Annotated in this window: 29 protein-coding genes; 19 read left to right on the top strand and 10 right to left on the bottom strand. The window is 42.4% G+C overall.

Features of this window, described 5'->3' with window-relative positions; all coding sequences use genetic code 11:
• Positions 1-220, top strand: a 220-nt coding sequence (locus ADI86_RS12355; RefSeq protein WP_152906156.1) for a hypothetical protein, incomplete at its 5' end; no start/stop codon positions are given.
• Here ADI86_RS12355 and queF read toward each other — a convergent pair.
• From queF to ADI86_RS08045, 7 genes are all read right to left on the bottom strand, one after another.
• Positions 147-638, bottom strand: coding sequence for a preQ(1) synthase (gene queF / locus ADI86_RS12115; protein ID WP_049532516.1), 492 nt, complete (start codon positions 636-638; stop codon positions 147-149). The genes ADI86_RS12355 and queF overlap by 74 nt on opposite strands.
• Positions 639-656: 18 nt before the next feature.
• Complete coding sequence (queE, locus tag ADI86_RS12120; RefSeq protein ID WP_049532517.1) at positions 657-1373, bottom strand: 7-carboxy-7-deazaguanine synthase QueE; 717 nt, start codon at positions 1371-1373, stop codon at positions 657-659.
• Complete coding sequence (queD, locus tag ADI86_RS08025; RefSeq protein WP_049532518.1) at positions 1366-1809, bottom strand: 6-carboxytetrahydropterin synthase QueD; 444 nt, start codon at positions 1807-1809, stop codon at positions 1366-1368. Before queD ends, queE begins: the two co-directional genes overlap by 8 nt.
• Positions 1809-2462 carry a 7-cyano-7-deazaguanine synthase QueC gene (gene queC / locus ADI86_RS08030; RefSeq protein WP_049532519.1) on the bottom strand — a complete coding sequence of 218 codons (654 nt, stop codon included), beginning with the start codon at positions 2460-2462 and terminating at the stop codon, positions 1809-1811. Before queC ends, queD begins: the two co-directional genes overlap by 1 nt.
• A 201-nt stretch (positions 2463-2663) precedes the next feature.
• Positions 2664-2978, bottom strand: a complete 315-nt coding sequence (gene trxA, locus ADI86_RS08035) for a thioredoxin (RefSeq protein ID WP_001029581.1) — start codon at positions 2976-2978, stop codon at positions 2664-2666.
• Positions 2979-2994: 16 nt separating this feature from the next.
• Positions 2995-3216, bottom strand: coding sequence for a DUF4649 family protein (locus ADI86_RS08040; RefSeq protein WP_000570255.1), 222 nt, complete (start codon positions 3214-3216; stop codon positions 2995-2997).
• Positions 3217-3315: 99 nt separating this feature from the next.
• A complete protein-coding gene (locus ADI86_RS08045; protein ID WP_049532536.1) occupies positions 3316-3696 on the bottom strand; it encodes a MarR family winged helix-turn-helix transcriptional regulator in 381 nt (126 codons plus the stop codon).
• Positions 3697-4805: 1109 nt separating this feature from the next.
• Between ADI86_RS08045 and ADI86_RS08055 the strand changes: the two genes are divergently transcribed.
• Together ADI86_RS08055 and ADI86_RS08060 are read left to right on the top strand one after the other, a co-directional pair.
• Positions 4806-5180 (top strand): CidA/LrgA family protein, encoded by a 375-nt coding sequence (locus tag ADI86_RS08055; protein WP_049532538.1) that lies wholly within the window; start codon positions 4806-4808, stop codon positions 5178-5180.
• Positions 5177-5872 (top strand): LrgB family protein, encoded by a 696-nt coding sequence (locus ADI86_RS08060; RefSeq protein WP_049532520.1) that lies wholly within the window; start codon positions 5177-5179, stop codon positions 5870-5872. The genes ADI86_RS08055 and ADI86_RS08060 overlap by 4 nt, the downstream gene beginning before the upstream one ends.
• Positions 5873-5903: 31 nt before the next feature.
• On the opposite strand, the gene ADI86_RS08065 is transcribed toward ADI86_RS08060, so the two are convergent.
• The 3 genes from ADI86_RS08065 to ADI86_RS08075 are packed head-to-tail and all read right to left on the bottom strand — an operon-like array spanning position 5904 to position 7749.
• The gene (locus ADI86_RS08065) at positions 5904-6668 is read right to left on the bottom strand and encodes a hypothetical protein (RefSeq protein ID WP_049532521.1); all 765 of its coding nucleotides are present in this window, start codon (positions 6666-6668) and stop codon (positions 5904-5906) included.
• Positions 6669-6683: 15 nt separating this feature from the next.
• Entirely contained in the window at positions 6684-7379 is a 696-nt protein-coding gene (locus tag ADI86_RS08070) for an ABC transporter ATP-binding protein (protein ID WP_049532522.1), read from the bottom strand.
• Between the two features lie 4 nt (positions 7380-7383).
• Entirely contained in the window at positions 7384-7749 is a 366-nt protein-coding gene (locus ADI86_RS08075) for a GntR family transcriptional regulator (RefSeq protein ID WP_049532523.1), read from the bottom strand.
• A gap of 138 nt (positions 7750-7887) precedes the next feature.
• Between ADI86_RS08075 and nrdR the strand changes: the two genes are divergently transcribed.
• The 16 genes from nrdR to ADI86_RS08155 all read left to right on the top strand — a co-directional run.
• A complete protein-coding gene (gene nrdR / locus ADI86_RS08080) occupies positions 7888-8361 on the top strand; it encodes a transcriptional regulator NrdR (protein WP_001203672.1) in 474 nt (157 codons plus the stop codon).
• Positions 8362-9531 carry a DnaD domain protein gene (locus ADI86_RS08085; RefSeq protein ID WP_049532524.1) on the top strand — a complete coding sequence of 390 codons (1170 nt, stop codon included), beginning with the start codon at positions 8362-8364 and terminating at the stop codon, positions 9529-9531.
• Positions 9532-10428, top strand: a complete 897-nt coding sequence (dnaI, locus tag ADI86_RS08090) for a primosomal protein DnaI (RefSeq protein WP_049532525.1) — start codon at positions 9532-9534, stop codon at positions 10426-10428.
• Positions 10425-11138 (top strand): NADPH-dependent oxidoreductase, encoded by a 714-nt coding sequence (locus tag ADI86_RS08095; protein ID WP_049532526.1) that lies wholly within the window; start codon positions 10425-10427, stop codon positions 11136-11138. The genes dnaI and ADI86_RS08095 overlap by 4 nt, the downstream gene beginning before the upstream one ends.
• Positions 11139-11151: 13 nt before the next feature.
• Complete coding sequence (gene der, locus ADI86_RS08100) at positions 11152-12462, top strand: ribosome biogenesis GTPase Der (protein ID WP_001207696.1); 1311 nt, start codon at positions 11152-11154, stop codon at positions 12460-12462.
• Positions 12463-12547: 85 nt separating this feature from the next.
• Positions 12548-12883 carry a hypothetical protein gene (locus ADI86_RS08105; RefSeq protein ID WP_049532539.1) on the top strand — a complete coding sequence of 112 codons (336 nt, stop codon included), beginning with the start codon at positions 12548-12550 and terminating at the stop codon, positions 12881-12883.
• A 32-nt stretch (positions 12884-12915) separates the two neighbouring features.
• Positions 12916-13203: a membrane protein gene (locus tag ADI86_RS08110; RefSeq protein ID WP_049532527.1), complete on the top strand. Its 288-nt coding sequence runs from the start codon at positions 12916-12918 to the stop codon at positions 13201-13203.
• A 145-nt stretch (positions 13204-13348) separates the two neighbouring features.
• Complete coding sequence (gene secA, locus ADI86_RS08115) at positions 13349-15862, top strand: preprotein translocase subunit SecA (RefSeq protein ID WP_049532528.1); 2514 nt, start codon at positions 13349-13351, stop codon at positions 15860-15862.
• An 80-nt stretch (positions 15863-15942) separates the two neighbouring features.
• Positions 15943-16974: a 3-deoxy-7-phosphoheptulonate synthase gene (locus tag ADI86_RS08120; protein ID WP_049532529.1), complete on the top strand. Its 1032-nt coding sequence runs from the start codon at positions 15943-15945 to the stop codon at positions 16972-16974.
• Between the two features lies 1 nt (position 16975).
• The gene (locus ADI86_RS08125) at positions 16976-18007 is read left to right on the top strand and encodes a 3-deoxy-7-phosphoheptulonate synthase (RefSeq protein WP_000864041.1); all 1032 of its coding nucleotides are present in this window, start codon (positions 16976-16978) and stop codon (positions 18005-18007) included.
• A 45-nt stretch (positions 18008-18052) separates the two neighbouring features.
• Positions 18053-18415, top strand: a complete 363-nt coding sequence (gene acpS, locus ADI86_RS08130; protein ID WP_049532540.1) for a holo-ACP synthase — start codon at positions 18053-18055, stop codon at positions 18413-18415.
• The gene (alr, locus tag ADI86_RS08135; protein WP_049532530.1) at positions 18405-19508 is read left to right on the top strand and encodes an alanine racemase; all 1104 of its coding nucleotides are present in this window, start codon (positions 18405-18407) and stop codon (positions 19506-19508) included. The genes acpS and alr overlap by 11 nt, the downstream gene beginning before the upstream one ends.
• An 18-nt stretch (positions 19509-19526) precedes the next feature.
• On the top strand, positions 19527-21542 hold the full coding sequence (gene recG, locus ADI86_RS08140; RefSeq protein ID WP_049532531.1) for an ATP-dependent DNA helicase RecG: 2016 nt from the start codon (positions 19527-19529) through the stop codon (positions 21540-21542).
• A 312-nt stretch (positions 21543-21854) separates the two neighbouring features.
• On the top strand, positions 21855-22337 hold the full coding sequence (locus ADI86_RS08145; protein WP_049532532.1) for an acyl-CoA thioesterase: 483 nt from the start codon (positions 21855-21857) through the stop codon (positions 22335-22337).
• Positions 22338-22487: 150 nt separating this feature from the next.
• Positions 22488-23468: an acetylxylan esterase gene (locus ADI86_RS08150; protein ID WP_049532533.1), complete on the top strand. Its 981-nt coding sequence runs from the start codon at positions 22488-22490 to the stop codon at positions 23466-23468.
• 648 nt (positions 23469-24116) lie between these two features.
• Positions 24117-26512: SIALI-17 repeat-containing surface protein (locus ADI86_RS08155; RefSeq protein WP_049532534.1), on the top strand; the 2396-nt coding region annotated here is incomplete at its 3' end.

Genomic DNA, 26512 nt, shown 5'->3' on the forward strand with positions numbered 1-26512 from the left:
GAAAATCAAAGAGCAAACTAGGAAGCTAGCCGCAGGTTGCTCAAAGCACTGCTTTGAGGTTGTAGATGAAACTGACGAAGTCAGTAACTATACATACGGCAAGGTGAAGCTGACGTGGTTTGAAGAGATTTTCGAAGAGTATGAGTTTAACGGTTGTCAATTTTCTCTGGATAAAGGTCGTGTTGGAAGAGGCGTTGTTCTGCCAAGCCTTCATACTTAGTTCCTGGCTTACCGTAGTTGTAGTAGGGGTCGATTGAAATGCCACCGCGAGGTGTAAATTTTCCCCAAACCTCCAAATAGCGAGGGTTTAGCAAGTTGACCAAGTCTTTACCGATGGTGTTGATACAGTTTTCGTGAAAATCTCCATGATTTCGGTAACTAAAGAGGTAGAGTTTGAGGGATTTTGACTCAACACAGAGCTTGTCAGGAATGTAGGAAATATAGATAGTTGCAAAGTCTGGTTGAGCAGTGATTGGGCAAAGTGAGGTAAATTCAGGACAGTTGAACTTGATGAAATAGTCATTTTCCACATGACGATTGTCAAAGGATTCCAGGACATCTGGTTGATACTCGAAAATGTAGTTGGTTTCTTTGTTGCCCAGTAGGCTGAGGTTTTTCATTTCTTCTTGTTGTGACATGATTTTTTCTTTCTAATTTTAAACACCACGTTGATTATCGTAGAGGAGGGTATGCAGTTGAGGAAGGACGCGGACATTGCCCCAGCTATCGTCGGCAGCGATGCGTTCCCAGAGTTCTTTGAGTCGATCTAGTTGGTCTTGGATAATATTGCCTGTGGCCTTGGGCTCAGGATTTCCAGCCGATAAAAAGAGAACATCTGGTTGGTAGCGTTCTTGTATGCCTTTGGCAAAGGCCAAATCTGCATCGTCAAAGACAGGAATTTTAAAGGTGACTTTATCTGGATCAAGTTGGGAAACGATAAAGTCCAGGGTTTCAAAGTTGACTTCCATCTTGGATGAAGGAGGTTTGGGACTGAGAGTAACCTGGTCGATGTCTTTCAACCAATTTTGCCAGCGAGAACCTTGAGTCTCAACAGCCAGAGTGACACCACGTTCCTTGAGTTTAGTGACGAGTTCAGCCATGTTGGTTGCTAGGATAGCAGGATTTCCCCCAGATAGGGTGACGTAGTCGTAGCTTCCCAATTTATCCAAGGCAGCAATGACCTCGTCAGCTGTCATACGAGTTGGCTTTTCAGAGCCATCCCAAGTAAAGGCAGAATCGCACCAGTCGCAGTGGTAGTCGCAACCAGCAGTGCGGACAAACATGGTTTTCTGCCCGATTGCACGGCCTTCGCCTTGAAAAGTTGGGCCGAAAATTTCCAGAACTGGTAGTTTGAGGACACGTTCCCTAGTCATCTAACCACTCCCGTCTAAACTCTGCAAAGGCAGTCGGAGTCTCATAGAGGCGAACATATTCCAAACGGAGATTGCGCTCGTCTGGCAACTCTTGGTTCATGGTTTGGAAAATCCAGTAAACCATATTTTCAGCAGTTGTGTTCATATAGGGGAGAGTTTCATTGAGATAGCGATGATCCAAGTGGGGCTCTAAGTAGTTCTTGTAGATCGCTTTGATATCTCCGAAATCGTAGGTCATGCCACGTTCATCTAAAAAACCACTGACAGCAATCTGCAGATGATAGGTGTGACCATGAAGGGATTTGCATTTTCCCTCATAGTGAAAGAGGTGGTGGGCAGCATCAAAGGTAAATTCTTTGGAGACTAGAGTCCGATAAGGATTATAAACGAGAGATTCTCCAGTTTCTTGTTTGATTTCTTTGGGTGCAAAAAACATTAGGCTTCTCCTTTCTGTGAGAGATAAACATCTAGACCATGTTGACGTAGGTGGCAGGCTGGGCAATCTCCACAGCCACTTCCGATAATCCCATTGTAGCAGGTTAGAGTTTTTTCACGAACATAGTCAAAGGCACCGAGTTGGTCAGCCAATTCCCAAGTCTCAGCTTTGTCTAGCCACATGAGAGGTGTTTGGATAACGAAGTCGTAAGCCATGGCAAGGTTGAGGGTGACATTGAGGGATTTGACAAAGACATCACGGCAGTCAGGGTAACCTGAGAAGTCTGTTTCACAGACACCTGTCACAATGTCTGTAATTCCTCGCTGCTTGGCAAGAACTGCCGCAAAGGAGAGAAAGAGGTGGTTACGACCGTCAACGAAGGTATTGGGAACCTCTCCCTCTTTTTGCTCAATCTCCAGATCAGAGGTCAGGGCATTTTCAGTGATTTGCCCCAGCAGAGACATATCTAGTATATGATGACGAATACCCTGTTCCTTAACAATTTCTCTAGCAACTTGAATTTCGAGATGATGGCGTTGGCCGTAGGCAAAGGTGACGGCCTCGACCGTTTCATAGTGTTCTTTAGCCCAAAAGAGGCAGGTTGTGGAATCTTGACCGCCACTAAAGACGACCAAGGCTGATTGACGTTTCATAGTACTCCTTCCAAAATGGGAAATGTTCAGAGCACGCAAAAAGCTCCCTTGAGGGAGCTAAAAAATACCATGTAGAGGTTTTTTTTAGCGATGGCATGTCCCAAACATCGTAATATTCTACCTATAGTCTAGCATATTTTTTGAAAAATGGCAAAGGGCAAGAAAAAAGAGACCAAAGAAAGTACTTGGTCTCTAGTGTGATTAGCTCAATTCAGCAACGATGGCCTTGATTTGTTCTGCTGTATGAACACCAGCAACTTGTTTCACAACTTGGCCGTCTTTTTTGAAGAGAAGAGTTGGGATAGACATGATTCCAAAAGCACGAGCTGTGTTTGGATTTTCATCAACGTCCATTTTAACGATTTTCAATACATCTTCTGAAAGTTCTTCAGACAATTTGTCCAAGATTGGACCTTGCATACGACATGGACCACACCAAGTTGCCCAGAAGTCTACCAAGACCAAACCGTCTTTTGTTTCTTGTTCGAATGTTGCATCTGTAATTGCTTTTGCCATTGTATTTCTCCTTTTTTTAGTTATATTGGCTTAAATCTTGTTTCTTGAGATAGAAGAAGATATCTCCATAAGTCCCATGGTAGTCCAAATCATGACCGTTGTAGGTTAATTTTTGAACAGGGTAGTAGTCTGCAACGCCGATAAGGCAAGCTTGTTGTGAACGATCAAAGTCTTCATAAGATTCGAAGGTGACAGTTCTTTCATTCTTGCTGGCATCTAGATAGGTAATTTCAATCATGTTTACAACTCCTTTGTTTAATGATGACTTTATTTTACTCCTTGTAGAAGAGAATGTCAAGAAAAATGATTGCGCACGCAACTTTTTTCTAAAATCACCTTAAATCAAGAAATCCAAACCAGTCTCCAAGCTTGCTTCGACAGCCTTTTGTAGAGAGGCCAGTGTTTTTTGCCCATCACTTGTCAGGCAGATAAAGCTAGAGCGTCGATCTTGATCACAACACCTGCGACTAAGCAACCCGCAATTTTTAGCTTCCAAGCGGGCCACCATTCGAGAAACAGCGCTCGGGCTCAGATGAAGCTTATCTGGCAGGTCAATCTGGCGTAGAGATTTTTCTTGGGCCAAATCCAGATAGTAGAGCAGGTAAAACTCTTTCAAGGTCAGACTTTGTTCACTCTGCTGGGCAACAGTCTCTTCCAAAAGACTTTCAATTTCTTTCTGACGCCGATTGAAATCAAACCATTTTTCCAAGTAGGTCATAGTATCTCCTTTCTTTTTAGAGTTGTAATACTCTTCGAAAATCTCTTCAAACCACGTCAACGTCGCCTTGCCGTATGTATGGTTACTGACTTCATCAGTTTCATCCACAACCTCAAAACAGTGTTTTGAGCTGACTTCGTCAGTTCTATCCACAACCTCAAAACAGTGTTTTGAGCTGACTTCGTCAGTTCTATCCACAACCTCAAAACAGTGTTTTGAGCTGACTTCGTCAGTTCTATCCACAACCTCAAAACAGTGTTTTGAGCTGACTTCGTCAGTTCTATCCACAACCTCAAAACAGTGTTTTGAGCTGACTTCGTCAGTTCTATCCACAACCTCAAAACAGTGTTTTGAGCTGACTTCGTCAGTTCTATCCACAACCTCAAAACAGTGTTTTGAGCTGACTTCGTCAGTTCTATCCACAACCTCAAAACAGTGTTTTGAGCTGACTTCGTCAGTTCTATCCACAACCTCAAAACAGTGTTTTGAGCTGACTTCGTCAGTTCTATCCACAACCTCAAAACAGTGTTTTGAGCTGACTTCGTCAGTTCTATCCACAACCTCAAAACAGTGTTTTGAGCTGACTTCGTCAGTTCTATCCACAACCTCAAAACAGTGTTTTGAGCTGACTTCGTCAGTTCTATCCACAACCTCAAAACAGTGTTTTGAGCTGACTTCGTCAGTTCTATCCACAACCTCAAAACAGTGTTTTGAGCTGACTTCGTCAGTTCTATCCACAACCTCAAAACAGTGTTTTGAGCTAACTTCGTCAGTTTCATCTGCAACCTCAAAGCTGTGCTTTGAGCAACCTGCGGCTAGTTTCCTAGTTTGCTCTTTGATTTTCATTGAGTATAAATAGAAGAATGTCCATTCACGGACAATCTCTGCATCACAAGATGATTGCGCATGCAATAATTATACTACTTTTCAAGAAAGCTGGCAAGAAGGACGCTGGAACATTTTATCATAAATCATGCCTGTTTTCACTAGTTTTTAATTGTCTGTATCCCCTTTCTTCTTTAATTTTCAATAACTCTTGTGCATTTCCTTGAAATTTTCTGAAAAAAGAGTAAACTGGTATGCAAGAAGTCTATTTCATGGAGTTTAGGATGAAATTATATGTTCAATTAATGATTCTCTTTGTGATTTCTCTAATCGGAGAGGGAATTTCCAGTTTCTTTCATTTGCCCATCCCAGGCAGTATTATCGGCTTGATGATTCTCTTTCTAGCCCTACAATTCAAGTGGCTGAGAACCAGACATGTCAACATGGTGGGGAATTTCTTGCTGGCCAATATGACCATTCTCTTTTTGCCGCCAGCAGTGGGAATTATGGAGAAGTTTGATGTGATTGCACCCTATCTCCTGCCCATCGTCTTGATTGTCTTTTTTGCAGCAGTTATCAATATTATCCTCATAGCCTTGGTGGTTCAGTTCATTAAGAGCCGGTTTGAGGGAGATTATGAGAAAGGAGATGCCAAATGAGTGAATTTGTTTCCAATCCCCTGTTTGGGCTTGCCCTGTCTATCCTAGCCTATCTAGTGGGTATGCTGATTTACAGACAGTTTCCCCATCCTTTGACAACACCCTTACTTTTGTCAGCCATCTTTATTATCATCTTTCTAAAAGTGACGGGTATTTCTTACCAAAATTACTACCAAGGTGGGGTTTATTTGAACAACTTGATTGTCCCATCGACTGTTGCTCTAGGGATTCCGCTTTATAAGAGTTTTCACTTGATGAAGCACCATGCTCGGAGTATTCTCTTTGGTAGTCTGCTAGCGGTAGTTGTCAATACCTCTTTCACAGCCCTTGTGGCTAAGATTTTTGGCATGGACTTTTTCCTAGCCATTTCTCTCTTTCCTAAGTCAGTGACAACCGCTATGGCAGTGGGAATCACAGAAAAATTGCAAGGTCTGACCACTGTGACCTTGGTGGTTGTAGTGGCTACTGGGATTTTAACCAGTGTCATCGGACCAACCCTTTTGAAGTGGTTGAAAATAGATGATCCAGTAGCCGTTGGTCTTTCACTTGGAGGAACAGGCCATGCAGTCGGAACAGGGACAGCCTTCCGATACGGCTCTGTAGCAGGAGCTATGGGTGGTTTGGCTATCGGTGTTACCGGTATTCTCTATGTCTTTGTCAGCCCTATTATAGCCAGTTTGATATTGAGTTAAATCAAAACCCAGCTGTTTAGCTGGGCCTTTTTTATTGTAAATTAACCTTATTTTTCAAGATGTGATAAGTTCCTAGATAGTAGATGGCTATAAGAATAACTTCTTCCATAATAGTCATGATAATGCCCATCTGGAACTGATCAGCTCCTCCTGAGGTTGATGGGAAGTAGAAGCCAGGGTTAGAACGATAGAAGAGTTCAATAAAGCCAACGACAATTTGGATACCAATGTAGGCTACAATTGACAGTGCGGTACGGTATTCATTGAAAAGCTGTCCAATGGAAATAGCCAAGTAGATACAGAGGATTCCAGAAATGGTATTTAGCAGGAAGGATACCCCCATAAGAGAGAGTTGAGGAAGGTGTGTTCCTATAAATGGAATCAAGTCAGAAGTTGCAAACCAATCGGGAGCCGTCAGAGTAAGAACAATAAAAGCACTTAGAGCTAGTACAGCAGTGCTGACAATAGACCAGATAAAGGCACCAACTAGTTTGGCTGTGATGATATGGTGTTCAGAAACTGGCAAGGTTAAAGTCAGATAGCCTTGTCGGTCATAGACACTTCCTTTGAATCGTTTAATAATCAAGAAGATAGTTGAAATCGCAAGTGTAATCATCAAACCACCAAAGACAGTAGCTAGAAAAACAAGTAGGACAGATAGATTTTTTTCAGGTAGTTTGATTAAGGATTGTGCTTGTATCCCGATAAGGGCAGAAAGGATGAGCACGGCAGCGTAAAGGGCTAAATACCACTTGTTAACATTTTTAAATTCGTAGCGAACTAAATTCCAAAACATAATAATCTCCTTTGCTTAGGCCTTAAATTCCTGACGGAAGAGTTGGTCAATGGATTCACCTGACTCATAGCGAATGTCATCTACATTTCCTTGACGGACTACTTTTCCGTCTTTTAGGAAGACAATTTCATCCAAGATTGGCTCGATATCAGAAATCAAGTGGGTAGAAATCAAAACAGTAGAAGTTGGGGAGTAGTTGTTGATAATGGTATTGAGGATATACTCACGGGCTGCTGGGTCAACACCTCCAATGGGTTCGTCCAGAATGTAGAGACGGGCATCGCGGCTCATAACCAAAATCAGTTGGACCTTTTCCTTGTTCCCTTTTGATAGTTTCTTGAGACGACTATTTTCATCAATACCAAGGTCTGCAAGTAGATGATGGGCACGTTCCAGATTGAAATCTTTATAGAAGGTCTTGAAGTAGGTTAGGGCTTCTTTGACCTTCATTTGCTCATTGAGATAGGTCGTATCTGGCAAATAAGCTACGATAGCCTTGGTTGCTGGGCTTGGGTCCATATCGTTGATAAGGACGCGTCCTTGATCTGGTTGCAAGAGGCCATTGATTAGTTTAATCAGGGTTGTTTTTCCTGATCCGTTTGGTCCAAGGAGACCGACAATTTTTCCAGCTGGGATGTCAAGGGAAACATTTTCAAGGGCTGGTGTTACTCCATAAGATTTGGATACATTTTCAAATGCTAGTAATGACATAGGCTTAAACTCCTTTAATATAATCGCCGACTACGCCTGGTAGTTCTTCTTTTTCATAGCCAAAATGGGTCATGGAGGAAACGAAGTGTTCCAATTCTTCTTCTGATAATTGTTTGCGTGATTGGGCGATTAGCTCCTTATTCTCAGTCACAAACCGTCCAGTTGTTCGCTTGCTGTAGACAAATCCTTCTCGTTCAAGGTCTGACAAGGCTCTTTGGATGGTGTTTGGATTGACACCCGCCTCGCTTGCTAACTCTCTCACGGTTGGAAGTTGTTGATTGGGTTCCAGTGTATGGGAAACAATCTGAAGCTTGATTTTCTCCATAATCTGTAAATAGATGGGTTTTTTGTTGTCAAATGTCCAGGACATCTTGGTCTCCTTTCTTTTATCCTTTGTCTTAATTAAATAATACAACAAAACAAAAAACTTGTCAAGCAAAAAGAAGAATTGTTTTGGGAATCGCTTAAAAAATGGTATAATGAAAAGAAAACGATAAGGAGGGAAAGGATGCGTTGTCCAAAATGTGGGGCTACCAAGTCAAGTGTTATCGATAGTCGCCAAGCAGAAGAAGGGAACACCATTCGTAGAAGACGTGAGTGCGACGAATGCCAACACCGTTTTACAACCTACGAACGGGTAGAAGAAAGAACCTTAGTAGTTGTTAAAAAAGATGGCACACGGGAACAATTCTCCAGAGATAAAATCTTTAATGGAATTATCCGCTCAGCCCAGAAACGTCCTGTGTCAAGTGATGAAATCAACATGGTAGTCAATCGTATCGAACAGAAACTCCGTGGTCGAAATGAAAATGAAATTCAAAGTGAGGACATTGGTTCCCTCGTCATGGAGGAGTTGGCTGAATTGGATGAGATTACCTATGTGCGTTTTGCCAGTGTCTATCGTAGTTTTAAGGATGTCAGTGAGCTAGAGAGCCTGCTCCAACAAATCACCCAGTCCTCTAAAAAGAAAAAGGAAAGATAAATGAAGCCAATTGACCGTTTTTCTTATCTAAAGAATAATCGGGTGTCGCAAGATACCTCATCTCTGGTACAGTGCTACCTCCCGATTATCGGTCAGGAGGCACTGAGCCTTTATCTTTATACAATCAGTTTTTGGGATAATGGCAGAAAGGAATATCTTTTTTCAAGCATTCTCAATCATCTCAACTTTGGGATGGATAGACTGATAAAATCCCTGAAAATCCTATCTGCTTTTAATCTCTTGACCTTCTATCAAAAGGGTGATACTTATCAGCTAGCCCTCCATGCTCCTCTATCTAGTCAAGACTTCTTGGAGCATCCTGTTTATCGCAGACTTTTGGAGAAAAAGATTGGCGATGCAGCGGTGGAGGATTTGAAAGTTGAGAGTGCTAATGGTGAAGAAATACCTGTCTCACTCAATCAAGTCTTTCCAGATTTGGCAGAATTAGGAAGTCAAGAAGACCTTGGTCTCAAGAAGAAAGTGGCCAACGATTTTGACTTGGACCATTTTCGTCAGCTTATGGCTCGAGATGGGCTTCGTTTTGCGGATGAGCAGTCCGATGTCTTGAACCTCTTTGCCATTGCTGAGGAGAAGAAATGGACTTGGTTTGAAACCTATCAATTGGCCAAGTCAACAGCTGTGTACCAGGTTATTTCAACCAAACGCATGCGGGAGAAAATCGCTCAAAAACCTGTTTCCTCTGACTTTAGTCCTAAGGAAACGACCATTATCAAAGAAGCCAAAAGTAAAACTGCCCTGCAGTTCTTGGCAGAAATCAAGCAAACACGCAAGGGAACCATTACCCAAACAGAAAGGGAACTCTTGCAACAGATGGCCGGCTTGGGCTTGCTGGACGAAGTCATCAATATTATTCTCTTATTGACCTTTAATAAGGTGGATTCGGCAAATATCAATGAGAAATATGCCATGAAGGTAGCCAATGACTATGCCTATCAAAAGATTCATTCGGCAGAAGAGGCGGTCTTGCGCATCCGTGAGCGAGGGCAGAAGAGCCAGGCTCAAAAAAGCAGTAAACCGAGTCCTACCAAGTCCAATGTACCCAAGTGGAGCAATCCAGATTATAAGAATGAAACCAGCGAGGAAACTCGTCTGGAACTAGAACGTAAGAAACAAGAACTATTAGCTCGATTAGAAAAAGGAGGAGATTAGATGGAAAGTGTCGGAGACGTACTCAAACGTCAACCTAGCCGTTTTCATTATCAAGATTTGGTCCAGAAAATCATGAAGGACCCTGATGTTGCAGCCTTTATCCAGCAAGAATCCTTGACTCCAGAGGAATTGAATCGCAGTATCTCCAAGTTTAATCAATACATCACCGAGCGTGATAAGTTTCTCCGTGGGGATATGGATTATATTGCCAAAGGTTACAAGCCTATTTTGGTCATGAACCACGGCTATGCGGATGTTTCTTATGAAGAAACTCCTGAACTAATCGCAGCGGAAAAAGAAGCGGCTATTAAGAATCGTCTCAAGTTAATCAATCTGCCAGCCAGTCTCAAGAAAGCTAGTTTGGCTCAAGTTGACATGGATGATTTAGGGCGCTTGCCAGTTTTTGAAAAGCTATTAGCCTTCGTGGAGCAATATCCAGCTATTCGAAAAGGTCTTTATTTGTATGGAGACTTTGGTGTGGGTAAAAGTTTCATGGTGGCTGCCTTGGCTCATGATTTATCAGAAAAACGCGGTGTTTCATCAACTCTCCTCCACTATCCTAGCTTTGTCATTGATGTCAAAAATGCTATCGGTGATGGTAATGTCAAGACCTTGGTGGATGAGATTAAGCTTTCTGAAGTCCTGATTTTAGATGATATTGGTGCCGAGCAATCAACAGCTTGGGTGCGGGATGAAATCCTACAAGTCATTCTCCAATATCGGATGCAGGAAAATTTACCGACCTTTTTCACTTCCAACTTCAACTTTGAAGATTTGGAGCAGCATTTTGCTAAAGGGAAACAAGGAAATGACGAAACCTGGGAAGCTAGACGGGTCATGGAACGCATCCGTTATTTGGCTGAGGAGACTCGTTTAGAAGGAGTGAACCGTCGATGACAGAAACGATTAAACTGATGAAAGCTCATAAATCTGTTCGAAGATTTAAGGAGCAGGCCCTTCCTCAGGAAGATTTGACTGAAATCCTGACAGTAGCCCAAATGGCCTCGTCTTGGAAGAATTTCCAATCCTACTCTGTGATTGTAGTGCGAAGTCAAGAAAAGAAAGATGCCTTGTATGAATTAGTGCCTCAAGAAGCCATTCGCCAGTCAGCTGTTTTCCTTCTCTTTGTCGGAGATTTGAACCGAGCAGAAAAGGGAGCTCAGCTTCATACTGATACCTTCCAACCTCAAGGTGTAGAAAGTCTCTTAATTAGTTCGGTCGATGCTGCTCTTGCTGGTCAAAATGCCCTGCTGGCAGCTGAAAGTTTGGGCTACGGTGGTGTTATCATTGGCTTGGTACGGTACAAGTCAGAAGAAGTGGCAGAGCTTTTTAACCTGCCTGACTACACCTACCCTGTATTTGGGATGGCACTGGGTCTTCCGAATGAAGAACACGAAGTCAAACCTCGCTTGCCATTGAATCAAGTGGTGTTTGAGGAAGAATACCAAGAACAGTCAACTGAGGCAATCGAAGCTTATGACCGTGTACAGGCGGACTATGCTGGGGCGCGTGCGACCACAAGCTGGAGTCAGCGCCTAGCAGAACAGTTTGGTCAAGCAGAACCAAGCTCAACTAGAAAAAATCTTGAACAGAAGAAGTTATTGTAGAAAGTGAGAAATTATGGCCCTACCAACTATTGCCATTGTAGGACGTCCCAATGTTGGGAAATCAACCCTATTTAATCGGATCGCTGGTGAGCGAATCTCCATTGTAGAAGATGTCGAAGGAGTGACACGTGACCGTATCTATGCAACGGGTGAGTGGCTCAATCGTTCGTTTAGCATGATTGATACAGGAGGAATCGATGATGTCGATGCTCCTTTCATGGAACAAATCAAGCACCAGGCAGAAATTGCCATGGAAGAAGCCGATGTTATCGTTTTTGTCGTGTCTGGTAAGGAAGGAATTACCGATGCAGACGAATACGTAGCCCGTAAACTTTATAAGACCCACAAACCAGTTATCCTCGCGGTTAACAAGGTGGACAACCCTGAGATGCGAAATGATATCTATGATTTCTATGCTCTCGGTTTGGGTGAACCACTGCCTATCTCATCTGTCCATGGTATCGGTACAGGGGATGTGCTAGATGCCATCGTAGAAAATCTTCCAAATGAATATGAAGAAGAAAACCCAGATGTCATTAAGTTTAGCTTGATTGGTCGTCCTAACGTCGGAAAATCAAGCTTGATTAATGCTATCTTGGGAGAAGACCGTGTCATTGCCAGTCCAGTTGCTGGAACAACGCGTGACGCCATTGATACCCACTTTACGGATACAGATGGCCAAGAGTTTACCATGATTGATACAGCTGGTATGCGTAAGTCTGGTAAGGTCTATGAAAATACCGAGAAATACTCTGTCATGCGTGCCATGCGTGCGATTGACCGCTCGGATGTGGTCTTGATGGTCATCAATGCGGAAGAAGGTATCCGTGAATACGACAAGCGTATCGCAGGATTTGCCCATGAAGCTGGTAAAGGGATGATTATTGTGGTCAACAAGTGGGATACGCTTGAAAAAGACAACCACACTATGAAAAACTGGGAAGAAGATATCCGTGAGCAGTTCCAATACCTGCCTTACGCACCGATTATCTTTGTATCAGCCTTGACCAAGCAACGTCTTCACAAACTGCCTGAGATGATTAAGCAAATCAGTGAAAGTCAAAATACACGTATTCCATCAGCTGTCTTGAACGATGTGATTATGGATGCTATTGCCATCAATCCAACACCGACAGACAAAGGAAAACGTCTCAAGATTTTCTACGCGACCCAAGTGGCAACCAAACCACCAACCTTTGTTATCTTTGTCAATGAAGAAGAACTCATGCACTTTTCTTACCTGCGTTTCTTGGAAAATCAAATCCGCAAGGCCTTTGTCTTTGAGGGAACGCCAATCCATCTCATCGCAAGAAAACGTAAATAAAAAAGTAGAATCTGGAATGACATTTCCAGATTTTTTTGATAGAATGAAGGTGAAGAAAACGCTATCAAAAAGAGGGGGGATGGTGATGAAACATTTGTTTAAGTTGATAATCTTATTTCCCTGGTTTTACTTTTTCAGCTGGATTGAAAAGGCCAATAGAGATAATAAATTTTTCCAAATTTTTTACTATTTTTACTGGTTTTACATCCCCCTCTATGCTCTTTTTAGCCTTGCTTGGACAGTTGTTTCAGTTCTGTTTTTCAATATCGTCTTGAGAAATTTGACAGATATCAAGTTATGGGGCGTTTGGTTTCTTTTTATTCTGCTAGCTATTGGTCTGAATTGGTTAACTTATTCCTGTTTCAAAAAAATGCTTAGACTAAGAAAGGAGTTAGGAAAGTCTAAGGGTGGAAGGCATTGATTTATATGGTTTTTATTGATAGGAGGTAGCTTATGGAACATCTAAAATCATTTATTACACGCTATTCTAAGGTCTATATTGGTTTAGTTCTGTTGATCTGGATTGCTTTCTTCTTTCTTCCTTGGGATAAACCAGTTCTGGGAATATCTATCAATCTCTTAATCATGCAGAAAGTTTTACTAGTTTTTGGAATTCTGTCGATTTTGATGGCCTTGCTGTCCAAGAAAGTCAGTCTCTTTGTTTTTGGATTGATCTGCTGTTTTTCTCTTTGGATAAATCTATTTATCCTATTTGCCATTTTGCCGATTTTTGGCAATTAAAGTATCATAAAAGTCAGAGAGGTTAGCTTGGAAACTAGCCTCTTTTTCCTTTTCAAAATGGGAATTCTTCCTTGAAAATAATCAGTAATTGTGCTAAAATTAAAAGAACATTCTAAAATATTCGGAATTTAAAGTAAGGAAAAACATGGCTAATATTTTAAAAACAATTATCGAAAATGATAAAGGAGAAATCCGTCGTCTGGAAAAGATGGCTGACAAGGTTTTCAAATATGAAGACCAAATGGCTGCTTTGACTGACGACCAACTAAAAGCAAAAACAGTTGAATTTAAAGAACGTTATCAAAATGGAGAATCACTGGATTCATTGCTTTATGAAGCATTTGCGGTTGTCCGTGAGGGTGCCAAACGTGTCCTAGGCCTCTTCCCATATAAGGTTCAGGTCATGGGGGGAATCGTTCTTCACCATGGTGATGTGCCAGAGATGCGTACAGGGGAAGGAAAAACCTTGACTGCGACTATGCCGGTATACCTCAATGCCCTTTCAGGCAAAGGGGTTCACGTAGTTACGGTCAATGAATACCTATCAGAACGTGACGCGACTGAAATGGGTGAATTGTACTCATGGCTTGGTTTGTCAGTAGGGATTAACTTAGCTGCCAAATCTCCAATGGAGAAAAAAGAAGCCTATGAGTGTGACATTACCTACTCAACCAACTCAGAAATCGGATTTGACTACCTTCGTGACAACATGGTTGTTCGCGCTGAAAACATGGTACAACGTCCGCTCAACTATGCCTTGGTCGATGAGGTTGACTCTATCTTGATTGACGAGGCGCGTACACCTTTGATCGTATCAGGTGCTAACGCAGTTGAAACTAGTCAGCTCTACCACATGGCAGACCACTATGTAAAATCTTTGGACAAAGACGACTACATCATCGATGTGCAGTCTAAGACTATTGGTTTGTCTGATTCAGGGATTGACAAGGCTGAAAGCTACTTCAAACTTGAAAATCTCTATGACATCGAAAACGTAGCTCTGACTCACTTTATCGATAACGCCCTTCGTGCCAACTACATCATGCTTCTCGATATTGACTATGTGGTGAGCGAAGAACAAGAAATTTTGATTGTCGACCAATTTACAGGTCGTACCATGGAAGGTCGTCGTTATTCTGATGGATTGCACCAAGCTATTGAAGCTAAAGAAGGTGTGCCAATTCAGGATGAAACCAAGACATCTGCCTCAATCACTTACCAAAACCTCTTCCGTATGTACAAGAAATTGTCTGGTATGACGGGTACAGGTAAGACTGAGGAAGAAGAATTCCGTGAAATTTACAACATTCGTGTTATTCCAATCCCAACAAACCGTCCTGTTCAACGTATTGACCACTCAGACCTTCTTTATGCAAGTATCGAGGCTAAGTTTAAGGCGGTTGTCGAAGACGTTAAGGCTCGTTACCAAAAAGGTCAGCCTGTCTTGGTTGGTACAGTAGCGGTTGAAACTAGTGACTACATTTCTAAGAAATTAGTAGCAGCTGGCGTTCCTCACGAAGTCTTGAATGCTAAGAACCACTATAAAGAAGCCCAAATCATCATGAATGCTGGTCAACGTGGTGCTGTTACCATTGCGACTAACATGGCCGGTCGTGGTACCGACATCAAGCTTGGTGAAGGGGTTCGCGAATTAGGTGGACTTTGTGTGATTGGTACAGAACGTCATGAAAGTCGTCGTATCGATAACCAGCTTCGTGGACGTTCAGGTCGTCAAGGAGACCCAGGTGAGTCACAATTCTACCTATCTCTTGAAGATGACTTGATGAAACGTTTTGGTTCTGAACGCTTGAAGGGAATCTTTGAACGTCTCAACATGTCTGAAGAGGCCATTGAGTCTCGCATGTTGACGCGTCAGGTTGAAGCAGCGCAAAAACGTGTTGAAGGAAATAACTACGATACCCGTAAACAAGTCCTTCAATATGATGACGTCATGCGTGAACAACGTGAAATTATCTACGCTCAACGTTACGATGTCATCACTGCAGACCGTGACTTGGCACCTGAAATTCAGGCTATGATCAAACGCACGATTGGTCGTGTCGTTGATGGTCATGCGCGTGCCAAACAAGATGAAAAACTAGAGGCAATTTTGAACTTTGCTAAGTACAACTTGCTTCCAGAAGATTCTATTACGATTGAAGATTTGTCTGGCTTGTCTGATAAGGAAATTAAGGAAGAGCTCTTCCAACGTGCCTTGCAAGTTTACGATAGTCAGGTTTCAAAACTACGCGATGAAGAAGCAGTTAAAGAATTCCAAAAAGTTTTGATTCTACGAGTGGTAGATAACAAGTGGACAGATCATATCGATGCCCTCGATCAATTGCGTAACGCGGTTGGACTTCGTGGCTATGCTCAGAACAACCCTGTTGTTGAGTATCAGGCGGAAGGTTTCCGTATGTTTAATGACATGATTGGTTCGATTGAGTTTGATGTGACACGCTTGATGATGAAAGCACAAATTCATGAACAAGAAAGACCACAAGCAGAACACCATATCAGTACAACAGCGACTCGCAATATCGCTGCCCACCAAGCAAATATCCCAGAAGATTTGGATTTGAGTCAGATTGGACGGAATGAACTTTGCCCATGTGGTTCTGGTAAGAAGTTTAAAAACTGTCACGGTAAAAGACAATAAAATGAGATAGTTTAGAGGCGGATACCTTGTGAAAAGTAAATTTTTACTTGGTATCCGTTTGATTTATAAGGAGATGAGTTATGGTATTTACAGCAAAAAGTCCTAAAATTAATATTGAAGAAGTTCGTTCCTTATCAAAATTGGAAGGCCAAGCTTTGGAGAGAAAATCACAGCGCGATCAAGAGCTAGAAGCCATTATACGTGGAGAAGACCAGCGGATTCTATTGGTAATCGGGCCATGCTCATCTGACAATGAAGAAGCTGTTCTTGAGTACGCTAAGCGTTTGGCAGTCCTACAAGAAGAAGTAGCAGACCGTATCTTTATGGTTATGCGTGTTTATACTGCCAAACCCCGTACCAACGGAGATGGCTATAAGGGATTAATTCACCAGCCTAACACGGCAGAAGCGCCTAGTCTTATCAACGGAATCAAAGCTGTTCGCCATCTTCACTATCGTGTCATCACGGAAACAGGTATGACGACAGCTGATGAAATGCTTTATCCTGAAAATCTTCCTCTTGTGGATGATCTGATTTCTTACATGGCGGTTGGTGCTCGTTCGGTTGAAGACCAGCAACACCGCTTTGTGGCAAGCGGGGCAGATTTCGCGACTGGCTTTAAAAATCCAACCTCTGGAAATCTCAATGTTATGTTTAATGGGATTTATGCTGCTCAAAACAAACAAAGTTTCCTTTTCCTAGGAAAAGAAGTGGAAACAACTGGGAACCCGCTTTCACATGCCATTCTTCGTGGAGCAATCAATGAGTATGGTAAGAATATTCCTAACTACTACTATGATAATTTGATGGATACCATTGCTCAGTATGAGAAGATGGGCTTGGAAAATCCTTTTATCATCGTCGATACCAATCATGACAACTCTGGTAAGCAACATATGGACCAAATTCGAATTGTCCGCCAGACCTTGATTAATCGTGATTGGAATGAAAAAATCAAGCAGTACGTTCGTGGATTTATGATTGAGTCTTATCTAGAAGACGGTCGTCAAAACGAACCGGAAGTATTTGGCAAGTCTATAACAGACCCTTGCCTGGGCTGGGAAAATACGGAAGTCCTCGTCAGAGAAATCTACCAAACGCTAGGAGAATAAGATGGCATTTATTGAAAAAGGTCAAGAAATCGATATTGAAGCAATCAAGGCAGAAACTCAATTGTCTGCGGAAGCCTTGCGACTAAAGGAGCGCCGTGATAGAGAATTGGCAGACATCATTTCAGGAGAAGATGACCGGATCCTTTTGGTGATTGGTCCTTGCTCTTCTGACAATGAAGAGGCTGTCTTGGAATATGCCCGTCGTTTATCTGCCTTGCAAAAGAAGGTGGCGGACAAGATTTTCATGGTTATGCGTGTTTATACTGCTAAACCTCGTACAAACGGAGACGGCTATAAAGGCTTGGTACACCAACCAGATACTTCAAAAGCTCCAAGTTTGATTAACGGCTTGCAGGCTGTGCGCCAGTTGCACTACCGCGTGATTACAGAGACTGGTTTGACGACGGCAGATGAGATGCTTTATCCATCAAATCTGGTTTTGGTAGATGATTTGGTCAGCTACCATGCTGTGGGGGCAAGGTCTGTGGAAGACCAAGAGCACCGTTTTGTGGCTTCAGGAATTGATGCACCAGTGGGGATGAAAAATCCAACCTCTGGAAATCTTGGGGTTATGTTTAACGGTATCTATGCTGCTCAAAACAAACAAACCTTCCTCTTCCATGGCCAAGAAGTTGAGACTTCAGGAAATCCTTTGGCTCACGTCATCCTTCGTGGAGCAGTCAATGAATATGGAAAAAATGAGCCTAACTTTTACTATGAAACCTTGCTAAATGCTATTGAACGTTATGAGGCAATGGGACTTGAAAATCCCTTTATCCTCATTGATACCAACCATGATAACTCAGGCAAGCAATATATGGAGCAGATTCGAATTGTTCGCCAGACCTTGCAAAATCGTGATTGGAATGAGAAGATTAAAAAGACGGTTCGAGGCTTTATGATTGAATCTTACCTAGCAGATGGTCGTCAAAACCAACCAGAGGTCTTTGGTTGCTCTATTACCGATCCTTGCCTAGGTTGGGAAAATACAGAAGCTTTGGTAGAAGAGATTTATGCTACCTTGACAAAATAAGTGAAAAGGATGGAGTTGGGGGATTCTCAACTCCTTTTGATGAGTATGATAGTTGGACATGGAATTGATATCGAAGAGTTGGCTTCGATAGAAAGAGCAGTTACACGGCATGAAGGATTTGCTAAGCGCGTGCTGACCGCTAAGGAAATGGAACGGTTTAACAGTCTTAAAGGGAGCAGACAAATCGAATATTTGGCTGGTCGCTGGTCGGCTAAAGAAGCCTTTTCTAAGGCTATGGGAACTGGTATTGGCAAGCTCAGTTTTCAGGATTTAGAAGTCTTGAACAATGAACGCGGAGCGCCTTATTTTAGTCAGTCACCATTTTCAGGAAAGATTTGGCTGTCTATCAGCCACACAGATCAGTTTGTGACAGCCAGTGTCATTTTGGAGGAAAATCATGAAAGCTAGTCCACATAGACCAACCAAGGCTCTGATTCATCTGGGAGCTATTCGACAAAATATTCAGCAGATGGGGGCTCATATCCCTCAAGGAACGCTCAAGTGGGCAGTGGTAAAGGCTAATGCTTATGGACATGGAGCAGTCGCTGTTGCCAAGGCGATTCAAGATGATGTTGATGGTTTTTGCGTTTCCAATATTGATGAAGCTCTTGAACTCAGACAGGCTGGACTCAGCAAGCGAATCCTCATTTTAGGAGTTTCTGAAATCGAAGCTGTTGCTCTAGCTAAAGAATACGACATCACCTTGACAGTGGCTGGACTGGAGTGGATTCAAGTGTTGTTAGATAAGGAATCAGACCTAACTGGATTGACAGTTCACCTCAAGATTGATTCAGGAATGGGACGAATTGGTTTTCGAGAGGCTTGTGAGGCTGAGCAGGCTCAAGACTTGCTCCAACAACATGGTGCTCGTGTTGAAGGGATTTTTACCCACTTTGCTACTGCAGACGAGGAATCAGATGATTACTTTAATGCCCAGTTAGAACGCTTTAAAGCTATTTTGGCCAGTATGAAAGGTCTTCCAGAGCTGGTACATGCTAGCAACTCGGCAACGACTCTTTGGCATGCAGAGACTATTTTCAATGCGGTCCGTATGGGAGATGCTATGTATGGTCTTAACCCTAGTGGAGAGGTCTTGGACTTGCCTTATGACTTGATACCGGCCTTGATTTTGGAATCTGCTCTGGTTCATGTCAAGACAGTTTCAGCTGGAGCTTGTATGGGCTACGGAGCGACCTATCAGGCGGATAGCGAGCAAGTCATCGCGACCGTGCCAATCGGCTATGCGGATGGTTGGACACGTGGCATGCAGAATTTTTCTGTCTTGGTAGATGGTCAAGCTTGCCCAATCGTCGGGCGGGTTTCTATGGACCAAATCACTATTCGTCTGCCTAAGCTTTATCCCTTAGGAACCAAAGTCACCCTCATTGGTTCTAATGGGGGCAAGGAAATCACAGCAACTCAGGTAGCTGCCTACCGTGGGACTATTAACTATGAGGTGGTTTGTCTCCTCAGCGATCGCATTCCGAGAGAATATGATTAGAAAAGAAAGGAGTGGAGCATGAATCTACATCAACCCTTGCATGCCTTACCTGGTGTGGGACCAAAGTCAGCAGAAAAATACGCCAAACTAGGAATTGAAAATTTGCAAGATCTCTTGCTCTACTTTCCTTTCCGTTATGAAGACTTCAAGACCAAGCAGGTGCTAGAACTGGAAGACGGAGAAAAGGCGGTTCTGTCTGGTCAAGTCGTGACTCCTGCCAGTGTCCAGTATTATGGTTTCAAGCGCAATCGCCTACGCTTTAGTCTTAAGCAGGGAGAAGTTGTTTTTGCGGTGAATTTCTTTAACCAGCCCTACCTAGCAGATAAGATAGAGTTGGGAGCAACTCTTGCCATCTTTGGAAAATGGGACCGTGCCAAGGCTAGTCTAACTGGGATGAAGGTCCTGGCTCAGGTGGAAGATGATCTCCAACCTGTTTATCGCTTGGCTCAGGGAATCAGTCAGGCAAGTCTGGTCAAGGTCATCAAGACAGCCTTTGATCAAGGACTGGACCTCTTGATAGAGGAAAATCTTCCCCAGTCTTTGCTGGACAAATACAAACTCATGTCCCGTTGTCAGGCTGTTCGTGCCATGCATTTCCCAAAGGATCTGGCAGAATACAAGCAGGCTCTTCGCCGTATCAAATTTGAGGAACTCTTTTATTTCCAAATGCAATTGCAGACGCTCAAGTCTGAAAATAGAGTTCAGGGAAGTGGCCTGGTTCTGAATTGGTCTCAGGGAAAGGTGACAGAAGTCAAAGAAAGTTTGCCTTTTGCCCTGACCCCTGCTCAGGAAAAGAGTTTGCAGGAAATTTTGACCGACATGATGTCGGACCACCACATGAATCGTCTCCTGCAAGGGGATGTGGGGAGTGGAAAAACGGTGGTCGCTGGCTTGGCCATGTTTGCGGCGGTAACGGCTGGCTTCCAAGCGGCCCTCATGGTACCGACAGAAATCCTTGCAGAGCAACACTTTGAGAGTTTACAGAACCTCTTTCCAGACTTGAAACTGGCTCTCTTGACAGGTTCCTTGAGAGCTGCAGAAAAGAGAGAAGTCTTGGAGACAATTGCCAAGGGTGAGGCTGATTTGATTATTGGAACTCACGCTCTGATTCAGGATGGGGTGGATTATGCTCGCCTTGGCTTGATTATTATCGATGAGCAGCACCGTTTTGGTGTGGGGCAAAGGCGTATTTTACGGGAAAAAGGCGACAATCCTGATGTCCTCATGATGACAGCGACTCCGATTCCACGGACGCTGGCTATCACAGCATTTGGAGATATGGATGTTTCCATTATCGACCAGATGCCAGCAGGTCGGAAGCCTATTGTGACGCGCTGGATCAAGCATGAGCAACTGCCTCAGGTCTTGACTTGGTTAGAGGGAGAAATTCAAAAAGGTTCCCAAGTCTATGTCATCTCTCCCTTGATTGAAGAATCGGAAGCTCTGGATTTGAAAAATGCCATTGCTTTATCTGAGGAGTTGACGGCTCATTTTGCGGATAAGGCTGAGGTGGCTCTTCTACATGGTAAGATGAAGAGTGACGAAAAAGACCAGATCATGCAGGATTTCAAAGAGAGAAAAACGGATATTCTAGTTTCGACAACGGTTATTGAGGTCGGGGTTAACGTTCCCAATGCGACTGTCATGATCATCATGGATGCCGATCGCTTTGGGCTCAGCCAGTTGCACCAGCTTAGAGGTCGTGTCGGTCGGGGAGATAAGCAGTCCTATGCAGTTCTCGTTGCCAATCCAAAGACCGATTCTGGGAAAGACCGCATGCGCATCATGACAGAAACCACCAATGGATTTGTCCTTGCGGAGGAAGATTTGAAAATGCGTGGTTCAGGTGAGATTTTTGGAACCAGACAGTCAGGTCTCCCAGAGTTTCAAGTGGCTGATATTATCGAAGATTTTCTGATTTTAGAAGAAGCCAGAAAAGTTGCTAGCTACATTAGTTCCATAGAAGGTTGGCAAGAGGATCCAGAGTGGCGCATGATTGCTCTTCATTTGGAAAAGAAAGAACATTTAGATTAAGCTTTCTCTAAGGAAATCTTAAGCTAGCTTTCAGGTTTGGACCTTATACTAGAGTCATCAAAAAGAAACGAGGACTCTCACATGACAGTAACGATTAAAGTAAATTACCAAACCACTTTCCAAAGGAAAGAAGCAACAAAATAAGATTGAATAGGAGAAGAAAGGGCGAAAATGCTCTTTTTATTTTTATGAAATAATCGGCTATAAATCAAACTTAGTCAAGTGATAAAAAGATATTAGTCTTCAAGCCTATTTACTATTTGACGGAAGCTTGATATAATGATCCCATCTGAATAAGGAGGAGTGAAAAAAATGTTAGAAACTAGAACGATTGCCATCCAGGATAGGTATGGAGAACGATTCCAGCATTGTTGGGGTTGCGGCCCAAAGAATGATTTGGGTTTACATTTAAAAACCTATCCAAGTCTAGATGGGGAGTGTTGCATTAGTCGGATAAAGCTTGAAAAAGCTTATACTGGCGGAGTTCCATCAAATGTCTTTGGAGGAATGATAGCGACTATTTTTGATTGCCATGGTACGGCATCAGCAGCTTGGTTTGCTCACCATCAAAAAGGGTTAGAACTGACGGAAACTACTCTAATAGGACGTTTTATTACTGCACGCTTGGAGATTGATTACCTTAGTCCTAGTCCAATTGACGATGAAATTGTCGTCATTTCTACTTTGGAGGAATTAGGGGAAAGAAAAGCAATTATTTCTATGGAGATGACAGTAGCTACTAAAGTCCGTGCCAAAGCCAAAATGGTAGCAGTAGCTGTGAAGGATCATATGTAAAACTGAGTACTAGAAATTTAAGATTACTTTCAGACGATAGGCTTAAAGGAAGAAAAACTAAATTCACTTTCTATTTACCCTTCTTTCTTGCATTGCTTTTCTAGATATGCTACAGTGGTGGTAGCGATTACAAAATCAAAGGAGCATGTTATGAAAAATCCAGCTTTGCTAGAAGAAATCAAGACTTATAAAGGAAGGGATGAGGTCCCAGAAGACTTTGATGCTTTTTGGGATGAGGAAGTCAAAAAAGTTTCAGTCCTTCCTGCCTACCAGCTGGAGGAAAGGGATTTCCATATTCCTCAAGTCAAGTGCTATGAGTTAACGTTTGAAGGAAGCAAGGAAGGCAAGATCTATGCACGAGTTGTTCTTCTAAAGAGTGAGGAGAAGGTTCCTCTAATCTTCCATTTCCATGGTTATATGGGACGTGGTTGGGACTGGACTGACATGCTGGCCTTCACCGTGGCTGGTTACGGTGTTGTTTCGATGGATGTGCGAGGGCAGTCAGGTTATTCACAGGACGGTTTGCGTTCTCCTTTAGGAAATACGGTTAAGGGCCATATTATCCGTGGTGCTGTGGAAGGTCGGGAGCATCTCTTTTATAAGGATGTTTATCTGGATATTTACCAGTTGATCGAAATTGTTGCTAGTCTGCCTCAGGTGGATGAGAAGCGTCTTTCTAGCTATGGTGCATCGCAAGGAGGGGCTTTAGCCTTAGTTGCAGCAGCGCTCAATCCTCGGATTCAGAAAACAGTTGCCATCTATCCCTTCTTGTCAGACTTTAGACGGGTACTTGAGATTGGCAATACCAGCGAGGCCTATGACGAACTTTTCCGTTATTTCAAGTTCCACGATCCTTTCCATGAAACAGAGGAGGAAATTATGGAGACCCTTGCCTATATCGATGTGAAAAATCTCGCCCATCGTATCCAAGGTGAGGTTAAGATGATTACGGGCTTGGACGACGATGTTTGCTATCCTATTACCCAGTTTGCGATTTACAACCGTCTCACCTGCGATAAGTCCTATCGCATCATGCCCGAGTATGCCCACGAGGCCATGAATGTTTTTGTCAATGACCAAGTCTACAACTGGCTCTGTGGCAGTGAGATTCCTTTTAAGTACGTAAAATAATGAATGAGAGAGCTCGGTAGCTCTCTTTTTGTATAGAGTCTAGTCAGCAAATATTCTAGATCATATATACTTTGAAATTCAACAACTTTTATAGCTATAACTGTATTTTAGGGAAAGAATGATAGAGTTCTTAATATGAATCAGAGGAGAGTGATCAGTTATCTTATACTCTTCGAAAATCTGTTCAAACCACGTCAGCTTTATCTGCAACCTCAAAACAGTGTCTTGAGTAGCCCGCGGCTAGCTTCCTAGTTTGCTTTTTGATTTTCATTGAGTATGAGTTTTTTTCTTGACCTTGGTGTAAAACAATTCATTTTCTATCTAGTTTGGTATAAGTTCTTTCAATACATTGAAAAGCGTCTGTAAAATGTGTTATAATTTATAAGAAAATATACAGTTTCGCTACAAATGAACATTTATATATAAGTTTGTGTATAAGATGGTTTTCTCGTTAGGATAATATCTTGTAAAAACGATATTCCTGTAGATACAGTACTTAAATAGCATTTGTAAAGTAGCAAAATAGTCTATGTCTATTTTTATTGTAAGAATCAAAGTAGAGAGTGTTATGCTAATGGAAACTGTAATATTTTATTTTTTAGAATATACTTGGATAAATTAACTTTGAAAGTTAAAGTGAGGTAATATATGTTTGTATGTTTAAAGGGTTTAGGGAAATTTCGTAAATCCAAAGCTTATGGTTTGGTTGGTTGTTTGACACTATCAGCGGTGATTGGCTTAGCTGCACCAGAGTTACCAGTTATTGGTGGCGGGGTTGTTTATGCTGATGTCATTCAAGGCGGTGGCGATATTCACGATGTGGATGTTCATAGTAAATCTGCAGAAGGTGTTGCTATGACTTATACCACTTATGATAGCGGAACAAGTGGAAAACAAACTGCGTCTGGCAGTGGTGTATTCGTAGCGCCGAATGTGATGGTAACAGTAGCTCATAACTACTATGATAAAAACCAAGAGGATAAGTCTGCGGTCTTGCGTGGTGGGGAGTCTGCTCGTAGTTATGTTGTAATGAACTCGGAAAAGGAGAAAAGCAATAAAGTACCTACTTCTGGTGTATCGGAAGCTCTTGAAAAAGACTCTATTCACTTGTATAACGGCAAAGACTTTGGTAAAGACTATAGCAATGACTTAGCAGTAGTGGTAACTAAAAAGCCTGTAGAAGCTATGACAGGTGGTGAAGATTCACCAAGAGAGTTGAGTCATAAAGAGGTTTCTACTGGTGATAAAATCACTATGGTCGGATATCCTAATGATTTTTCTACTCCAAATTTAAGTAAAGAAAATAAAACTCGCTTGAAAGACGGTAAGGCTTATTCAGTCTCAACAACTGTGAGCAGTATCAATAAAGAGAGTGGTGCAGTCACTTATCATTCCTCAGCTTTAGGAGGTTTTTCAGGTGCTCCTTTGTTTAATGATAAGGGAGAGGTAGTCGGTATCCACCAGCACGGAACAAATACTTCAAACGCTCCTGAGAGTGAGCGTATTGGCGGTGGTACTATCTTTACGGACAAGCACAGAGCTTGGATTCGTTCTATGATTGATCAATATGGTATAAAGGGTTGGTATATAGATGGTGCAAACCGTTACTACTATGATGAAAATCATATAGCTTTAAAAGATGTAGAGTCTGAGATTGACGGTGCTTTGTATAGTTTTGATGAAAAAGGTCGAGCTACTTTAGTAAAAGGTGAAGAAAAAGGTCGTGTTCTACTTCGAGTGGAAGATACTAAAGGAACTCGTTTGATTTCAGATAAGGTTGTTCAGGAAGGTTCTGTTGGAAGTGGCTTGAATTTTCATTTAAGACAAAATCCAGACTTCAAACAGTTAATAGCAACTTCCCCAACAGCTAAAGTGGTATCCTATAACGGAGTGCCGATTAACAAACTAGCAAGTGATACTACTTGGTCTGATGACTATGTCAGTAAGTTAGCTTTAGGAGATACAATTATAAGAGCGGTAGTAGATTCGGCAACTCCTCCATCTACGTCTTCTTCGGATTTTGCAAGAACTGAAGTTGGTAAAGTCGATTTGAGTGGTAAATCGAACTTACCTGTACCTAGTAAAGAGGTGTTACAAGCTCCGAATGGCTCAGAAAATTTCTATGCTACAACGCACATTCAAACGCCAGATGGGTCGGGGTCAGGTACTTTAATTGCACCAAATTTGGTGTTAACAGTCGCTCATAATTTTTTAACAGTTAAAGGTTCTGAGGTAGTTACTAAATCTGGTCGTACCAATACAGTGTATAAAGCAACTTTGCCGAATGGTAAGTCTGTGAATTTTTCAGATGATGATATTGTTTATTGGAATAAAAAAGATTCAGTATTTGGATTTAAAAATGACTTAGCTTTGGTTCGGTTAAAAGAAGCAGTAAAAGGAGTAACTCCTGTAGAGGTTGTAAAACAATCTTCGAAAGTTGCAGAGGGGGATTCAGTTTCGGTCTATGGTTTTCCAGATAACAAGCTAAGTCCAGTTTTAGATAGCAAAGTAGTAGGAACTACAGACTTCGGTTCTGGAATAGAGGGAATTAGCTACGGAGGTACGAAACCTGGAGCGTCTGGTGGTGGTCTTTATAATGATAAAGGTGCTTTAATTGGAGTTCACCAAAATGGTGTTGTAGGAAGCCGTAGTGGTGGTTTGGTTTTATCAAAAGAGCAGTTGGATTGGGTTCGTTCTTATATTGAGGGTCAACCAAAAGATCCTGTCTATGTGGAAGATAAAGAAGTGGAACCTTCTAAGAAGGATTCGGATAAGGATTTAGCTGGGAAATTAGATCCAAAAAAAGATAGTGGAAAAGAAGATTCTGGTATTTTAGGTACATCTGGTGACTTTGCAGCTCCTACAGTAGCTAAGCCAGAGTTTACAGGTGGCGTGAATGGAGGCGACTCACTTGTTACAGAAGTTCCAGAGTACAGAGGTTTCCTATCCACATTAGGAGATTCTCCAGCTCCTACAGTCTCTAAGCCAGAGTTTACAGGTGGCGTGAATGGAGGCGACTCACTTGTTGCAGAAGTTCCAGAGTA

Source organism: Streptococcus pseudopneumoniae, assembly GCF_001074975.1.
GTDB classification, from domain to species: Bacteria; Bacillota; Bacilli; order Lactobacillales; family Streptococcaceae; genus Streptococcus; species Streptococcus pseudopneumoniae_D.